This window comes from Kitasatospora sp. NPDC056783 (assembly GCF_042789895.1).
Lineage (GTDB): Bacteria > Actinomycetota > Actinomycetes > Streptomycetales > Streptomycetaceae > Kitasatospora.
Window position 1 is genome coordinate 1 of the sequence record NZ_JBHUAF010000183.1, and the last position, 16191, is coordinate 16191.

The following is a 16191-nucleotide window of genomic DNA, read 5'->3' on the forward strand; positions in this document are numbered from 1 at the left end:
ACTCCCGGGGCGCCCCCGCCCGCCCCCCCCGCCCGGCGGCGCCCCCCTGCGCGGGCACGCGCCCCCCCGCCCCGGGCGGGATGGCCGGGAAGTGGGGGGCGGCCGAGGCCGCCGCGTCCCTCCATGGGACGCGGCGGCACCGGTCTGCGGTTCGGTTCAGGCCTCGACGTCTCCGTCGACCGCCGTCGCCGTGCCCTCGGCCGTCGCGGTGGACTCGGTACCCGCCACCTCGTCCTCCGCAGTCTCCTCGTCCTCGGCCTCCGCGTTGCGGGCCATGCCCACGACCGCGTCGCGCTTTCCGAGGTTGATCAGTTGGACGCCCATGGTGTCACGTCCGGTTTCACGAACCTCGGAAACCCTCGTGCGGATCACCCCACCCGAGAGGGTGATCGCCATGATCTCGTCGGACTCGTCGACCACGAGCGCGCCGACCAGCGAGCCGCGGCCTTCGACGATCTTCGCCGCCTTGGTGCCGTAGCCGCCGCGTCCCTGGACACGGTACTCGTCCACACCGGTGCGCTTGGCGTACCCGCCGTCAGTGGCGGTGAAGACGTAGGTACCCGGACGGACGACGTTCATCGAGAGCAGTTCGTCGTCCTCGCGGAAGGCCATGCCCTTGACGCCGGAGGTGGCGCGGCCGGTGGGCCGCAGGGCGTCGTCGGTCGCGGTGAAGCGGATCGACTGGGCCTTCTTGGAGACCAGCAGCAGGTCGTCCTCGGCGGAGACCAGCTCGGCGCCGATCAGCTCGTCGTCCTGGCCCTCCTCGTCCTGGCGCAGGTTGATCGCGATCAGGCCGCCGGAGCGCGGGGAGTCGTAGTCCTTGAGCGCGGACTTCTTCACCAGGCCGGCCCGGGTGGCGAGGACCAGGTACGGCTTGTCCTCGTAGGTGCGGACGGCCATCACCTGGGCGATGTGCTCCCCCGGCTGGAAGGCCAGCAGGTTGGCCACGTGCTGGCCGCGGGCGTCGCGCCCGGCGTCCGGCAGCTCGTAGCCCTTGGCCCGGTAGACCCGGCCCTTGTTGGTGAAGAACAGGATCCAGTTGTGGGTCGTCGTCACGAAGAAGTGGTCGACGATGTCGTCCTGCTTGAGCTGGGCACCGCGCACGCCCTTGCCGCCGCGCTTCTGCGAGCGGTAGAGGTCGGAGCGGGTCCGCTTGACGTAGCCGCCACGGGTGATCGTGACGACGATGTCCTCCTCGGCGATGAGGTCCTCGATGGAGAGGTCGCCGTCGGACGGGATGAGGGTGGAGCGCCGCTCGTCGCCGTACTTCTCGACGATCGCGGTGAGCTCCTCGGAGATGATCTCCCGCTGACGGGCCGGCGAGGCCAGGATCGCGTTGTACTCGTCGATCTTGCGCTGGAGCTCGTCGTGCTCGTCCGTGATGCGCTGGCGCTCCAGGGCGGCCAGGCGGCGCAGCTGCATCTCGAGGATGGCGTTGGCCTGGAGCTCGTCGATGTCGAGCAGGCCCATCAGGCCGGTGCGGGCGGCGTCGGCGCTGGCCGAGGCCCGGATCAGCGCGATGACGTCGTCGATCAGGTCCAGGGCCTTGAGCAGGGCGCGCAGGATGTGGGCGCGCTCCTCGGCCTTGCGCAGCCGGAACCGGGTGCGCCGGACGATGACCTCGACCTGGTGGTTGACCCAGTGCCGGATGAAGGCGTCCAGCGACAGGGTGCGCGGCACGCCGTCGACCAGGGCCAGCATGTTGGCGCCGAAGTTGGTCTGCAGCTCGGTGTGCTTGTACAGGTTGTTCAGCACGACCTTGGCGACCGCGTCGCGCTTGAGCACGACGACCAGGCGGGTGCCGGTGCGGGACGAGGACTCGTCGCGGACGTCGGCGATGCCGGCGATCTTGCCGTCCTTGACCAGGTCGGCGATCTTCAGCGCGAGGTTGTCCGGGTTGACCTGGTACGGCAGCTCGGTGATCACCAGGCACTGGCGGCCCTGGATCTCCTCGACCTCGACGACGGCCCGCATGGTGACCGAGCCGCGGCCGGTGCGGTAGTAGTCGTCGATCCCGCGGCGGCCGACGATCAGCGCGCCGGTCGGGAAGTCGGGGCCCTTGATCCGCTCGACCAGGGCGTCCAGCAGCTCCTCGGCGGAGGCCTCCGGGTTCTCCAGGTACCAGAGCGCGCCGGAGGCGACCTCGCGGAGGTTGTGCGGCGGGATGTTGGTGGCCATGCCGACCGCGATGCCGGTGGCACCGTTGACCAGCAGGTTGGGGATGCGCGCGGGCAGGACGGTCGGCTCCTGCGAGCGGCCGTCGTAGTTGGGCGCGAAGTCGACGGTCTCCTCGTCGATGTCGCGCATCATCTCCATGGCCAGCGGCATCAGCTTGCACTCGGTGTAGCGCATCGCCGCCGCCGGGTCGTTGCCCGGGGAGCCGAAGTTGCCGTTGCCGTCCACCAGCGGCATCCGCAGCGACCACGGCTGGGCCAGGCGGACCACGGTGTCGTAGATCGAGGTGTCACCGTGCGGGTGGTAGTTGCCCATGACGTCGCCGACGACGCGGGCGCACTTGTAGTAGCCCTTCTCGGGGCGGTACCCGCCGTCGTACATCGCGTAGAGCACGCGGCGGTGCACCGGCTTGAGGCCGTCGCGGACCTCGGGCAGCGCACGGCTGACGATCACGCTCATCGCGTAGTCGAGGTACGAGCGCTGCATCTCGGTCTCGAGCTCGACCGGCTCGATGCGCATCGTCGCCTGGGCGGTGGCCTCGGCGGCCTCGGGCGTCTCGGGCTGGTCGCCTTCGGGACGGTTGTCGTCGACCACTGGTGGTCAGTTTCCTTTCACGCGGACTGGAACGTGCGGGGCCTGGGGTGCAGGCGTCACACGTCCAGGAAGCGGACGTCCTTGGCGTTGCGCTGGATGAAGGAGCGGCGGGCCTCGACGTCCTCGCCCATCAGCACGGAGAACAGCTCGTCGGCGCGGGCGGCGTCCTCCAGGGTGACCTGGAGCAGCAGCCGGTGCTCGGCGTCCATGGTGGTGACCCGCAGCTCCTCGGCGTTCATCTCGCCGAGACCCTTGAAGCGCTGGATCGCGTCGTCCTTGGGCAGCCGGCGCCCGGCCTCCACGCCGGCCGCGATCAGCGCGTCGCGCTCGCGGTCGGAGTAGGCGTACTCGAAGTCGTCCTTGCCCCACTTGATCTTGTACAGCGGCGGCATGGCGAGGTAGACGTACCCGGACTCGACCAGCGGCCGCATGAAGCGGAACAGCAGGGTCAGCAGCAGGGTGCGGATGTGCTGTCCGTCGACGTCGGCGTCGGCCATCAGGACGATCTTGTGGTACCGCAGCTTGGACTCGTCGTAGTCCTCCTGGATGCCGCAGCCGAACGCCGAGATCAGCGCCTGGACCTCGGTGTTCTGGAGGACCTTGTCGATCCGGGCCTTCTCGACGTTCAGGATCTTGCCGCGGATCGGCAGGATGGCCTGGGTGCGCGGGTCGCGGCCCTGCTTGGCCGAGCCGCCGGCGGAGTCACCCTCGACGATGAAGATCTCGCACTCGGCCGGGTCCTTGGACTGGCAGTCGGAGAGCTTGCCCGGCAGCGAGGCGGACTCCAGCAGGCCCTTGCGGCGGGTGAGGTCGCGGGCCTTGCGGGCGGCGACGCGCGCGGTGGCGGCCTGGATGGACTTGCGGATGATGTCCGCGGCCTCGTTGGGGTTGCGGTCCAGCCAGTCGTTGAGCTGCTCGTGGACGACCTTCTGGACGAAGGTCTTGGCCTCGGTGTTGCCGAGCTTGTCCTTGGTCTGGCCCTCGAACTGCGGCTCGCCGAGCTTCACCGAGATGATCGCGGTCAGACCCTCGCGGATGTCCTCGCCGGAGAGGTTGTCGTCCTTCTCCCGGAGCAGCTTCTTGTCCCGCGCGTAGCGGTTGACCAGGCCGGTCAGCGCGGCGCGGAAGCCCTCCTCGTGGGTACCGCCGCCGTGGGTGTGGATGGTGTTGGCGAAGCTGTAGACCCCCTCGGTGTACGAGGAGTTCCACTGCATCGCGACCTCCACCGAGATCGCCTTGTCCTTGTCCTCCGCCTCGAAGTCGATGACCGAGGGGTGGATGACCTCGCCCTTGCGGGAGTTGAGGTGGGCGACGAAGTCGGCGATGCCGCCGTCGTACTTGTACGTGACGGAGAGCGGCTTGCCCTCCTCGTCCACGTGCTCGGCGCGCTCGTCGGCCAGCGAGATGGACAGGCCCTTGTTGAGGAAGGCCATCTCCTGGAAGCGGCGGGAGAGGGTCTCGAAGGAGTAGACGGTGGTCTCGAAGATGTCGCCGTCGGCCCAGAAGGTCACCGTGGTGCCGGTGCGGTCGGTCTCCGCGCCCTTGGCCAGGGGGGCGGTCGGCGCGCCCATCTTGTAGTCCTGGGTCCAGATGTGGCCCTCGGTGTGGATCTCCACCGCGAGCCGGGTGGAGAGCGCGTTCACCACCGAGACGCCGACGCCGTGCAGACCGCCGGAGACCGCGTACCCGCCGCCGCCGAACTTGCCGCCCGCGTGCAGCACGGTGAGCACGACCTCGACGGCCGGCTTCTCCTGCCCGGGGACGATGCCGACCGGGATGCCGCGTCCGTTGTCGGCCACTCGCACGCCGCCGTCCGGCAGGATCGTGACCTCGATGGTGTCCGCGTGCCCGGCCATGGCCTCGTCGACGGAGTTGTCCACGACCTCCTGCACCAGGTGGTGCAGGCCGCGCTCACCGGTCGAACCGATGTACATGCCGGGACGCTTGCGGACGGCGTCGAGGCCCTCCAGCACCTGGATGTTGCTGGCGTTGTAGGACTTCTCGCCCTGGTCGGTCTGGTCTGGGGTCTGGCTGGGGTTGCCGGAATCGGCCACGAAGCGCCCTCTCTGGCACAGCACGGGCCGCATCCCCGATCCCGTGCGGGCGGGCGTGCGACCACAGCGTTCTGACTCGGTTGCCACTGGCAACAGTGTTTGGCTTTCAGTCTACCGGTACGACTGACAGAGATGGGCGTTTGGCAGCCCTTGAGGGCAGATACGCCGCCCTGAATCCCCTCTGCACATGTCCCGATACTCGACCGGGGGGCCCAGGGCGCCTGGAAGGGCTGTCAGGGGTTCCGGAAGATCGCCATCCGATCCGCGCTCCCGACGGACCGGCCGACCGCTCGGTCAGCCCCAGGTGTCGCCCGGCCCCTTGCTCCCCGGCGCGCGCAGCCGGCCGTAGCCGCGGGCGGGCGCCGCGGGGCCGAGCACCTTGATGGTCCTGACCGTCCCGTGGCCCAGCTCGTGGTTCAGGCGTGCCACCAACTGCCGTGCAAGCCAGCGTAGTTGAGTGGCCCAGGCGGTGGAGTCGCACTGCACGGTGAGCACCGCGGCGGCCTCGTCGTAGGAGGAGGGGTGGCAGTGCGCGGCGATGTCCGGGCCGACGATCTGCGGCCAGCGGCCCATCACTCCGCCGACCGCGGCCGAGGACTCCCAGCCGCGCTCGGTCAGCAGCCGGTTCAGCGCGGTGCCCAGCGGGACCGGGTCGCGGCCGTCCGAGCGGGCGCCGCTGCGCAGGCCGTAACGCTTCGCCTCGCGCTTCTCCCGGACCTGCTCACCGCGCTGGCGGGCCTGGGCCCGGGCCGCCCGCAGCGCGGAGCGGGCGAGGTCGGCGCCGGTCGGCTGCGGGGCACCGGACTCGGACCCGCCGGGCTTGGGGGCCCCGGGCTTGGGGGAGTGCTCCGCCGGCTCGCTCACGGCGATCTCCTTTCCCCAGCCTGTGGACAACGCTGAACGGTCCAGCGTACGGGAGCGCACACCGGGCGGACCGCCGGGTGCGCCCGGCGGCGGGGGTACGGGGGAGCGGTCAGGCGTCGATCCGGCGCACCGCGCCGTCGGAGACCGCGAACCGGGCGCCGGCCAGCGCCTTCGGCACGTCCTCGGCGACCGCCGCCGTCACCAGCACCTGCTCGCCGTCGGCCACCAGCTCGGCCAGCCGGTCCCGGCGGGCGGCGTCCAGCTCGGCGAACACGTCGTCCAGGATCAGCACCGGCTCGCCGCCGTCGGCGCGCAGCAGCTCGTACGAGGCCAGCCGCAGCGCCAGCGCGAACGACCAGGACTCGCCGTGGCTGGCGTAGCCCTTGGCGGGCAGCGGGCCGAGCTTGAGCGCCAGCTCGTCGCGGTGCGGGCCGACCAGGGTGAGGCCGCGCTCGACCTCCTGCTTGCGGACCGCCCGCAGCGCGTCCAGCAGCTGCTCCTCGGCCTGCTCGCGGCTAGTCGGCAGCTCGCCCTCGAAGGAGCTGCGGTACTCCAGGGCGGTCTCGCCGCCGCCGGGGGCCAACTGCCCGTAGGCGGCCGTCACCAGCGGTTGCAGGGCGGCCACCAGCTGGATCCGGAAGGCCGTCAACTCGGCGCCGGCACGGGCCAGATGGCCGTCCCAGACCTCCAGGGTGGACAGGTCGGCACCCTTGCCGCCGCCGGCCCGCCGGGCCATCGCGGCGGTCTTCAGCAGGGCGTTGCGCTGCTTGAGGACCCGCTCGTAGTCCTGCCGCACACCGGCGAGCCGGGGAGCGCGGGCGGTCAGCAGCTCGTCCAGGAAGCGGCGCCGCTCACCCGGGTCGCCCTTGACCAGGCTGAGGTCCTCGGGGGCGAACAGCACGGTGCGCAGCAGACCCAGCACGTCGCGCGGGCGGACGTTGTCGGAGCGGTTGATCCGGGCCCGGTTGGCCTTGCCCGGGGTGAGCTCCAGCTCCACCAGGGTGGAGCGGCCGCGGTCCACCACCGAGGTGCGGATCACCGCCCGCTCGGCGCCCAGCCGGATCAGCGGGGCGTCGGTGGCCACCCGGTGGCTGCCCAGGGTGGCGACGTAGCCGATCGCCTCGACCAGGTTGGTCTTGCCCTGGCCGTTCGGTCCGACGAAGGCGGTCACGCCCGGGTCGAGGGGAACCTCGGCCCGGGCGTACGACCGGAAGTCGGCGAGCGACAGATGCGCGACGTGCATGGCTGTGGACTGCGCCCGCCTTCTCGTGGGGGAACCGCTGGTTACTTGGACTCGACCGCGTGGCCGCCGAACTGGTTGCGCAGCGCGGCGATCATCTTCATCTGCGGCGAGTCGTCCTGGCGGGAGGCGAAGCGGGCGAACAGCGAGGCGGTGATCGCCGGCAGCGGCACGGCGTGGTCGATCGCGGCCTCGACGGTCCAGCGGCCCTCGCCGGAGTCGGCGGCCCAGCCGCGCAGCTTGTCCAGGTGCTCGTCCTCGTCCAGGGCGTTGACGGCCAGGTCCAGCAGCCAGGAGCGGATGACGGTGCCCTCCTGCCAGCTGCGGAAGACCTCGCGCACGTCGGTGACCTCGGGAGCGGCCTCCAGCAGCTCCCAGCCCTCGGCGAAGGCCTGCATCATCGCGTACTCGATGCCGTTGTGGACCATCTTGGCGAAGTGGCCGGCGCCGACCGCACCCGCGTGCACGTTGCCGAACTCGCCCTCGGGCTTGAGCGCCTGGAAGATCGGCTGGGCCTTGGCCACGTGCTCGGCGTCGCCGCCGTACATCAGCGCGTAGCCGTTCTCCAGGCCCCAGACACCGCCGGAGACGCCGCAGTCGACGAAGCCGATGCCCTTGGCGGCCAGCGCCTCGGCGTGCTTGATGTCGTCGGTCCAGCGGGAGTTGCCGCCGTCGACCACCACGTCGCCGGGGGAGAGCAGCTCGGCGAGTTCGTCGACGGTCGCCTGGGTGGCGGCGCCCGCCGGGACCATGACCCAGACCACGCGCGGGCCCTGGAGCTTGGTCACGAGCTCCTGGAGGCTCTTGACGTCGGAGATGTCCGGATTGCGGTCGTAGCCGATGACGGTGTGGCCGGCGCGGCGGATCCGCTCGCGCATGTTGCCGCCCATCTTGCCGAGACCGATGAGGCCGAGCTCCATGACCAAGTCCTTACCTGTGGTGACGTGCCTGCCGGCGGCGCCGTTGCCGCACTCCTTGAGCCTACGCGTTGGCGCGACCCCGGCCGCCTGCGAGCGGGCTGACCGGGGGAGACGTCCACAGGCTGTGCACAGCGGGTGTGCACAGCCTGTGGACGGAAGAGCGGACTGGATCAGCCGGAGAGGCGGACCGGCATGCGGTGTCCTGTGGGGGCGGCCCCCCACACCCCCGGGATCATGCCGGGCGGGACATCAGCCGGAGAGGCGGACCGGCATGATCAGGTACTGGTACGCCTTGTCCTCCTCGGCGTCCACCGAGACCTTGCCGCTGAGCAGCGCCGGCTTGGTCGGGGTGGTGAAGCTGAGCTGGGCGAAGGGGGAGTCGATGGCCTTGAGGCCCTCCTCCAGGTAGCCCGGGTTGAAGGCGATCGAGATGGCGTCGCCCTCCAGGGAGGCCTCGATCCGCTCGGTGGCCTGGGCGTCGTCGCCCGAGCCGGCCTCCAGCGTCAGCACGCCCTCCTCGAAGTTCAGGCGGACCGGGGTGTTGCGCTCGGCCACCAGCGAGACGCGCTTGAGCGCCTCCAGGAAGGGCTGGGTCTGGATCACGGCGACGGCGTTGAACTCCGTCGGGAACAGGCTGCGGAACTTGGGGAACTCGCCCTCCAGCAGCCGGGTCGTCGTCCGGCGGCCGGCGCCCTCGAACCCGATCAGGCCCTCGCCCGCGCCGCCCGAGGAGAGCGCGATGGAGACGTTGTCGCCGCTGCCGAGGGACTTGGCGATGTCCTGGAGCGTCTTGGCGGGGACCAGCGCGACCGCGGAGATGTCCGACTGCTCGGGCTTCCACAGCAGCTCGCGGACCGCGAAGCGGTAGCGGTCGGTGGCGGCCAGGGTGATCCGGTCGCCCTCGATCTCGACCCGGACACCGGTGAGCACCGGGAGGGTGTCGTCCCGGCCGGCCGCGACCGCGGCCTGGCTGACGGCGGAGGCGAAGACGTCACCGGAGACGGTGCCGGTGGCGGTCGGCATCTGCGGGAGCGCCGGGTACTCGTCCACCGGGAGGGTGGGGAGGGTGAAGCGGGAGCTGCCGCAGACCACGCTGACCCGCTGGCCGTCGGTGGAGATCTCCACCGGCCGGTTGGGGAGGTTGCGGGAGATGTCGTTCAGCAGCCGACCGGAGACCAGGACGGTGCCGGCCTCCTCGACGTCCGCCTCCAGCTCGACCCGGGCCGAGACCTCGTAGTCGAAGCCGGACAGGGCCAGGCTGCCCTCCTGTGCGGTCAGCAGCAGGCCGGCCAGCACCGGCACCGGCGGCCGTGCCGGGAGGCTGCGGGCAGCCCAGGCCACCGCCTCCGCGAGGACGTCACGCTCCACCCGGAACTTCACCGGTAACCGCCTCCTGGATCGAGCGCTCCCGCTCGCACTCTGGTTCGTCTGGTCTTGATCGTCGGTCTGGCTGTCCGCCGAGCTCTGTCACTCCGCTTCCAGTCGCAAGGACAGTCTGACGTACTCCGCCGACAGACGGGGCAGACGGGCGGAAGCGACCCGAACAGGTGTCGGGGCCCGGTTGTCCACAGATTCGGGGCCCACCCACTTTGAAAGCAAGTCCGGGGTCTAAATGTGTAGTGGTAGTAGTAGGGCCTGTGGAAACCGTGGATAACCCCGTTTCCGCAGGTCAGAGCCCGAATTTTGTCCACAGGGACTGTGGACGGCGACTGTGGACGGACAGGCCTCGCTGTGGACAGCCGAGCGTTACCCACAGGCCACGCTCGGTATCCACAGGTTATCCCCAGGGCTGTCCCCAGATCCGGGCCCGGTTATCCACGGGCGCCGGTCAACTTTTCGTGACGCCTTTCACACCAGGGTATGAACTCCAGTGCACGGTTGTCGAACTGTGGACGCCGCTGTGGACAACCTGGGGATAACCGCCTCTCGCCTGGGGACAACCGGTGGATAACCCGGACGGCCCAGTGGGGGCCCGTCAATTGTCCACACCCTGTGGATAACCGTTGTGCACAAGTCCACAGGCACCTGACCTGCGCGGAAGAGCGTAGCGCCGACGGGCCTGTGGACGAATTCTGGATAACTCCGGGGCCCCCGCCCTGTGGACGACGGAGAACCGGCCCGGCCTGTGGACAACGGCCTTGCGCGCCCCCGGGTTTCGAATCACCGGTCAGTTGTTCGGCGCGGGCTGTGGACTGGCGGAGCGTCCGTCGAGGTCATCCCTGCCCAGCGGGCGCGCGGCGCACACCTGTGGACGCGCGAAAAGGGCGTCAGGATCGCTCCTGACGCCCTCGGGGCCGCACCGCCGGCGGCGGCTAGCTCTTGATGCGGTTGGTGAGTTCGGTGACCTGGTTGTAGATCGAGCGCCGCTCGGCCATCAGCGAGCGGATCTTGCGGTCCGCGTGCATCACCGTGGTGTGGTCGCGGCCGCCGAACTGCGCGCCGATCTTCGGCAGTGAGAGGTCGGTGAGCTCCCGGCACAGGTACATCGCGATCTGGCGGGCCGTCACCAGCACGCGGCTGCGCGAGGATCCGCAGAGGTCGTCCACGCTCAGACCGAAGTACGCGGCGGTCTGCTGCATGATGACCTGTGCGGTGATCTCCGGGCCGGCGTCCTCGCCCCCGCCCGGGATCAGGTCCTTGAGGACGATCCCGGCCAACTCCAGGTCCACCGGCGCCCGGTTGAGGTTGGCGAAGGCGGTGACCCGGATCAGGGCGCCCTCCAACTCCCGGATGTTGCGGGTGATCCGGGACGCGATGAACTCCAACACGTCGGCGGGAGCGTTGAGTTGTTCCTGGATCGCCTTCTTGCGCAGGATCGCGATCCGGGTCTCCAGCTCCGGCGGGGTGACGTCGGTGATCAGTCCCCACTCGAAGCGGTTGCGCAGCCGGTCCTCCAGCGTGGTCAGCAGCTTCGGCGGCCGGTCCGAGGAGAGGACGATCTGCTTGTTCGCGTTGTGCAGGGTGTTGAAGGTGTGGAAGAACTCCTCCTGCGTGGACTCCTTGCTCGCGAGGAACTGGATGTCGTCCACGAGCAGGATGTCCATGTCCCGGTAGCGGCGGCGGAAGGTGTCCGCCTTGCCGTCCCGGATCGAGTTGATGAACTCGTTGGTGAACTCCTCCGAGGACACGTAGCGCACCCGGGTGCCCGGGAAGAGGCTGCGCGAGTAGTGCCCGATGGCGTGCAGCAGGTGGGTCTTGCCCAGCCCGGACTCGCCGTAGATGAAGAGCGGGTTGTACGCCTTGGCCGGGGCCTCGGCGACCGCCACCGCCGCCGCGTGCGCGAAGCGGTTGCTGGCGCCGATGACGAAGGTGTCGAAGAGGTACTTGGGGTTCAGCCGGGCGGCCGGCTCGTCCTTGCGCGCGCCGCCGGCCGGGGGCGCGCCGGGCGGAGCGGGGACGCCGGGGACGCCGGGACGCTCGGCCGGGCGCTCCGGGGCGGCCTTGTCCGACGGGCGGCCGCCGGAGGGGCGGGAACCGCCCGCGCGGCGACCGGCGCCGGTGCGGGGCTGCTCGTTCGGGCCGGGGCCGTAGGCGCCGCCGAAGAGGTCGCCCTGGGTGGTCGCGGGCGGGCCGGGGACGGGGCGCGGCGCCGGGCGGGACGCGGAGTCCTCCGGCTCGCGGTAGGCGGGCGGCTGCTCCTGGTAGCCCTGCCAGCCCTGACCGGCCGCGGGGGAGCCGTAGCCGCCCTGGCGCTGCTCGTAGTCGCCGGTGTCGTAGCGGGGGCGCTGGTAGTCCTGCTCGTAGGAGCCGCCCTCGTAGGAGGCGCCGCCCTCGTAGGGCTGGCCGTGCTCGTACGGCTGCTGGTAGCCCTGGCCGCCGTAGTCGGGGGCTTCCTCCTCGGCCGGGCCCGGGTAGGGCTCGGAGGGGGCCTGGGAGGCCGGGGTGGTGGGCACCGCGTTGGCGTCGACCATCACGGCGATCCGGACCGGGCGGCTGAGCTCACGGCTGAGGGCCTCGGTCAGCTGCGGCAGCAGCCGGCCCTCCAGCACCTGCTTGGCCCGCTCGTTCGGGGTCGCCAGCAGGGCGGTGTCGTGCATCATCCACATCGGCTGGGTGCGCTGCACCCACTGTTTGTCCATCTCCCCGACATCGGGGTCGCTGACCAGCCGCTCGACGACCCTGGCCCAGACCGGGACGAGGTCGCTGTTGACATCAGCCACTGGTGCACGCTTTCCAAGAACAAACCAGACAAGTTCTGCAACGGTAGTCAGCGAACAGGGCCGGATCAAGTCGTTGTCCACAGGCTGTGGGTAAGGCGGGCCACAAGCGGCTGGTTTGACCCTCGTGCCCCGTCCCGCGTACCGTAACCAGGTCGAGTTGTCGATGGCCGCTGCCGCATGTCCGCGGGTCCACCCGCTCCATAAGGCGCGCAGCACGGGCGCCGTGGATTGCCTCAGACCCCAGCCGACCTGGGGCGATGGGCCGGATTTCCGATTCAGGGGAGATCACGCGGACGCACGGTGACGGCCAAGCGACCCCCCGTCATCCTACGATTCACCTCAGGAGCCCCCGAGTGAGCAAGCGCACCTTCCAGCCGAACAACCGTCGTCGCGCGAAGACCCACGGCTTCCGGCTGCGTATGCGTACCCGCGCCGGCCGCGCCATTCTGGCTGCCCGCCGTGGCAAGGGCCGCACCAGCCTGTCCGCCTGATCCGCGCCAGAGTCTGTTGTGCTGCCCTCCGAGAATCGGCTGCGGCGGCGCCAGGACTTCGCGACCGCGGTGAAACGCGGTCGTCGGGCCGGTCGGCCCCTTCTGGTCGTCCATCTCAGCAGAGACGGTGACCCGCAGGGGCAGACCGACCGGACCAGCGACTTCCGCCCGCACGTCGCCGAGGGGACTCCTTCGGCGCGTGCGGGTTTCGTCGTGAGCAAGGCCGTTGGCCCGGCGGTCGTCCGCAACCTGGTCAAACGCAGGTTGCGCCACCTCGTTCGTGATCGTCTCATCAGGCTGCCCGCCGGTAGCCTGATAGTGGTGCGTGCGCTGCCCCAGGCCGCGACCGCCTCGTACCAGGACCTCGAACGTGACCTGGACGCGGCACTCAAGCGGTTGCTGAGGACGGAGCCCGCCGCCACGGCGCCGACGGGAGCAGGGCGATGAAGTACCTGCTGATGGGTCTGATCAGGGTCTACCAGTGGACGATCAGCCCACTGCTCGGTCCGGTCTGCCGTTACTACCCCTCCTGCTCGCACTACGGCTACGAGGCCGTGAAGGTGCACGGGGCGGTCAAGGGCGGCGGGCTGACCGTGTGGCGCATCCTGCGCTGCAATCCGTGGACGCCCGGCGGGGTCGATCACGTCCCGCCGCGCAAGCATCCGGTGTGGCACCGGCGGTTGCGGGACCGGCTGAGCAGCCGGTCCGCCGTCGACACGTCGGTGACCGTCACCCCCGCCGGTCCGGACCCAGAGGGCCCGGCGACCATTGGCCGCGAGCGGCCGATCCACCTGTCCAAGGAGCCTGACCGGTGACCTTCGGTTTTCTGAGTCCCCTGTACACCGCGGTGTCCTGGATCATCGTCCAGTTCCACTCGCTGTACAGCAATGTCTTCAATCCGGACGGCGGTTGGGCCTGGGGCCTGGCCATCGCCTCGATGGTGGTCGTCATCCGGATCTGCCTGATCCCGCTCTTCGTGAAGCAGATCAAGGCGACCCGGGCCATGCAGGCGATCCAGCCGAAGATGAAGGCCATCCAGGAGCGCTACAAGAACGACCGGCAGCGCCAGTCCGAAGAGATGATGAAGCTGTACAAGGAGGCGGGTACCAACCCGTTCTCCAGCTGCCTTCCGATCATCGTGCAGGCGCCGTTCTTCACCGCTCTCTACGGTGTGCTCGCCAAGGTCGCCAAGGGCGAGGACATCGGCGTCATCCACGGCAGCCTGCTGGTCAGCGCCGGCAAGGCGCACATCTTCGGCGCCCCGCTCTCCGCGACCTTCCTCGGCAGCAGCGAGACCAGCGTCAAGATCGTCACGGCCGTGATGATCATCCTGATGTCGCTGTCGCAGTTCGTCACCCAGCGCCAGCTGATGACCAAGAACGTCGACCTCACGGTGAAGACGCCGTTCATGCAGCAGCAGAAGATGCTGATGTACGTCTTCCCGGTCATGTTCGCCGTGATGGGCATCAACTTCCCGGTCGGTGTCCTGGTCTACTGGCTGACCACCAACGTCTGGTCGATGGGCCAGCAGCTGGTCGTCATCCACAACAACCCGACCCCGGGCAGCAAGGCCTTCGAGGAGCGCCAGGCGCGGCTGAAGAAGGCCGGCCGACTGCGCCCGGACGGCACGGAGATCAAGGGCGCGCTCTGGGGCATGCTGCCCCCGTCCAAGGACGCCGTCAGCGAGGCGGCCAGCGCCGCCGCGGTGGTCGAGGAGTCGGTGCAGGCGCGCCGCCAGCAGCCCCGTCGGCAGACCAAGGCACAGCGCCAGCAGGGCGGTGCCGGGCAGTCCACGGTCGACCTGGGCAAGGACACGGAGGCCGAGGAGCCGGCCGAGTCCGCCCCGGTGGAGCCCGAGGCCAAGCCGGAGGCCGCCAAGCAGAGCGCGGCCAAGCCCGCCGGTACCAAGCAGGGCACCCGGCAGCAGCCGAAGCGCGGTGGCGGCCAGCGGCCGAAGAGGAAGTCCTGACCGGCGCCCAGCCTGTTGTGACAGCCGCGAAGAGCTTCGTTCCCGGCCCGCCAGACGGGCCCATCTCCGAAGGAGTCCATCAGTGACGGAAGGCACCACCTCCGCCGTCGAGGCCGAGGCCGCCGCCAGCGCCGACGAGAACCTCGTCTCCCGCCTGGAGCAGGAGGGCGACATCGCGGCGGACTACCTGGAGGGTCTGCTCGACATCGCGGACCTCGACGGTGACATCGACATGGACGTCGAGGGCGACCGCGCCCTGGTGTCCATCGTCAGCGACGGCAACGACCGGGCGCTCCAGCGCCTGGTCGGCCAGGACGGTGAGGTGCTGGAGGCCCTCCAGGAGCTGACCCGGTTGGCTGTCCACCGGGAGACCGGCGAGCGCAGCCGCCTCATGCTGGACATTGCCGGCTTCCGCGCGCGCAAGCGCGAGGAACTGGCGGTGCTCGGTGCCGAGGCCGCGGAGCAGGCCAAGAGCACCGGCGAGCAGATCAAGCTGCGGCCGATGACGCCCTTCGAGCGCAAGGTCGTCCACGACGCGGTCGCCGCGGCGGGCCTGCGCAGTGAGTCCGAGGGCGAAGAGCCCCAGCGGTGCGTGGTCGTGCTGCCGGCCTGAAGCCGGTAGGCCGATGACCGGCCGCCGCGGCGGCCGGAGAGCTTCACGGACGCGACCCCGTCCGCCTCGTGCGGGCGGGGTCGTCGTCCCTCCTGGGATGTTTCACGTGAAACAGTGCGTTGAGCGGGTCGGTGGATCCGGGGATCGGAGAGGTCGAGATGGACACGGATAACGCGGCTGCCGGCCGGGCGGGGGCGGACGTGGACCCGGCCGCTGGGGGGCGGGCGATCGAGGTGGGTGATCCGGGCGAGGCGCCCGCCGCCGCCCGGGAGGTCTTCGGGGACCGGTACGACGCCGCGGTCCGCTACACCGAGCTGCTGGCCACCGCGGGCGTGCAGCGCGGACTGATCGGGCCGCGCGAGGTGCCCCGGCTCTGGGACCGCCACGTGCTGAACTGCGCGGTGCTGGCCGAGCTGCTGCCGTCCGGGATCACCCTGTGCGACGTCGGCTCCGGGGCCGGCCTGCCGGGCATCCCGGTGGCGCTGGCCCGTCCGGACGTCTCGGTGACGCTGCTGGAGCCGCTGCTGCGCCGGACCACCTTCCTGGAGGAGGTCGTCCGGGAACTGGGGCTGGAGAACGTCACGGTGCTGCGCGGCCGGGCCGAGGAGATGGTCGGCAAGCTCGCGGTGGACGTGGTGACCGCCCGGGCGGTGGCGCCGCTGGAGCGGCTGGCCGGCTGGGGCATGCCGCTGCTGCGTCCGCACGGGCAGATGCTGGCGCTCAAGGGCGACAGCGCCGAGCAGGAGCTGGCCGACTCGCGGGCCGGGCTGGCCAAGCTGGGCGCGGTCGAGTGGAGCGTCATCGGAGTCGGTGAGGGCACCCTGGAGACCTCGACCCGGGTGGTCCAGGTGAAGGCGGGGGAGAGCCCCGGCGGGGTCAAGGCGGCGACCCGGCGAGCCAAGGCGGCCCGGGCGGGCCGCAACGCGAGCGCCCGGAGCGGCGAGCGCGCCCGTGGCGGGCGGCGCCGCAGTCGCTGAACCGGGTGATGCCGGACACGTGGTGACGACGGGCGGACGGGCCTCCTGAGAGGGCGGGGCGGCCGCCCGGCGTCGTTCAGGTGCCCGCCGGGCCCCCGGGGGGACACCGGCGGGGCGCAACGTCAGATTTGCGG

Annotated in this window: 13 protein-coding genes; 6 read left to right on the forward strand and 7 right to left on the reverse strand. The window is 70.6% G+C overall.

Annotation, left to right across the window (positions count from 1 at the left end; translation table 11 throughout):
* Positions 1 to 156 precede the first annotated feature (156 nt).
* The 7 genes from gyrA to dnaA all read right to left on the reverse strand — a co-directional run bounded on the left by gyrA (position 157) and on the right by dnaA (position 12007).
* Positions 157 to 2694: a DNA gyrase subunit A gene (gyrA, locus tag ACFRMQ_RS24170; RefSeq protein ID WP_380732693.1), complete on the reverse strand. Its 2538-nt coding sequence runs from the start codon at positions 2692 to 2694 to the stop codon at positions 157 to 159.
* 131 nt (positions 2695 to 2825) lie between these two features.
* Positions 2826 to 4847 (reverse strand): DNA topoisomerase (ATP-hydrolyzing) subunit B, encoded by a 2022-nt coding sequence (gene gyrB, locus ACFRMQ_RS24175; protein WP_380732683.1) that lies wholly within the window; start codon positions 4845 to 4847, stop codon positions 2826 to 2828.
* Between the two features lie 270 nt (positions 4848 to 5117).
* Complete coding sequence (locus ACFRMQ_RS24180; RefSeq protein ID WP_380732694.1) at positions 5118 to 5582, reverse strand: DUF721 domain-containing protein; 465 nt, start codon at positions 5580 to 5582, stop codon at positions 5118 to 5120.
* A 214-nt stretch (positions 5583 to 5796) separates the two neighbouring features.
* Positions 5797 to 6930 (reverse strand): DNA replication/repair protein RecF, encoded by a 1134-nt coding sequence (gene recF / locus ACFRMQ_RS24185; protein WP_380732684.1) that lies wholly within the window; start codon positions 6928 to 6930, stop codon positions 5797 to 5799.
* A gap of 41 nt (positions 6931 to 6971) precedes the next feature.
* The gene (gene gnd, locus ACFRMQ_RS24190; protein ID WP_380732685.1) at positions 6972 to 7847 is read right to left on the reverse strand and encodes a phosphogluconate dehydrogenase (NAD(+)-dependent, decarboxylating); all 876 of its coding nucleotides are present in this window, start codon (positions 7845 to 7847) and stop codon (positions 6972 to 6974) included.
* Between the two features lie 249 nt (positions 7848 to 8096).
* Positions 8097 to 9227, reverse strand: coding sequence for a DNA polymerase III subunit beta (gene dnaN / locus ACFRMQ_RS24195; RefSeq protein ID WP_380732686.1), 1131 nt, complete (start codon positions 9225 to 9227; stop codon positions 8097 to 8099).
* 932 nt (positions 9228 to 10159) lie between these two features.
* Positions 10160 to 12007 carry a chromosomal replication initiator protein DnaA gene (dnaA, locus tag ACFRMQ_RS24200; RefSeq protein ID WP_380732687.1) on the reverse strand — a complete coding sequence of 616 codons (1848 nt, stop codon included), beginning with the start codon at positions 12005 to 12007 and terminating at the stop codon, positions 10160 to 10162.
* A 353-nt stretch (positions 12008 to 12360) separates the two neighbouring features.
* Between dnaA and rpmH the strand changes: the two genes are divergently transcribed.
* The 6 genes from rpmH to rsmG all read left to right on the forward strand — a co-directional run bounded on the left by rpmH (position 12361) and on the right by rsmG (position 16057).
* The gene (rpmH, locus tag ACFRMQ_RS24205) at positions 12361 to 12498 is read left to right on the forward strand and encodes a 50S ribosomal protein L34 (protein WP_030392420.1); all 138 of its coding nucleotides are present in this window, start codon (positions 12361 to 12363) and stop codon (positions 12496 to 12498) included.
* Positions 12499 to 12516: 18 nt separating this feature from the next.
* Positions 12517 to 12945: a ribonuclease P protein component gene (rnpA, locus tag ACFRMQ_RS24210; protein WP_380732688.1), complete on the forward strand. Its 429-nt coding sequence runs from the start codon at positions 12517 to 12519 to the stop codon at positions 12943 to 12945.
* Entirely contained in the window at positions 12942 to 13313 is a 372-nt protein-coding gene (gene yidD / locus ACFRMQ_RS24215) for a membrane protein insertion efficiency factor YidD (protein WP_380732689.1), read from the forward strand. The genes rnpA and yidD overlap by 4 nt, the downstream gene beginning before the upstream one ends.
* On the forward strand, positions 13310 to 14467 hold the full coding sequence (gene yidC / locus ACFRMQ_RS24220) for a membrane protein insertase YidC (RefSeq protein ID WP_380732690.1): 1158 nt from the start codon (positions 13310 to 13312) through the stop codon (positions 14465 to 14467). Before yidD ends, yidC begins: the two co-directional genes overlap by 4 nt.
* Before the next feature lie 82 nt (positions 14468 to 14549).
* The gene (locus ACFRMQ_RS24225; protein WP_380732691.1) at positions 14550 to 15080 is read left to right on the forward strand and encodes a protein jag; all 531 of its coding nucleotides are present in this window, start codon (positions 14550 to 14552) and stop codon (positions 15078 to 15080) included.
* A gap of 158 nt (positions 15081 to 15238) precedes the next feature.
* Entirely contained in the window at positions 15239 to 16057 is an 819-nt protein-coding gene (gene rsmG / locus ACFRMQ_RS24230) for a 16S rRNA (guanine(527)-N(7))-methyltransferase RsmG (protein WP_380732692.1), read from the forward strand.
* Positions 16058 to 16191: the final 134 nt, after the last annotated feature.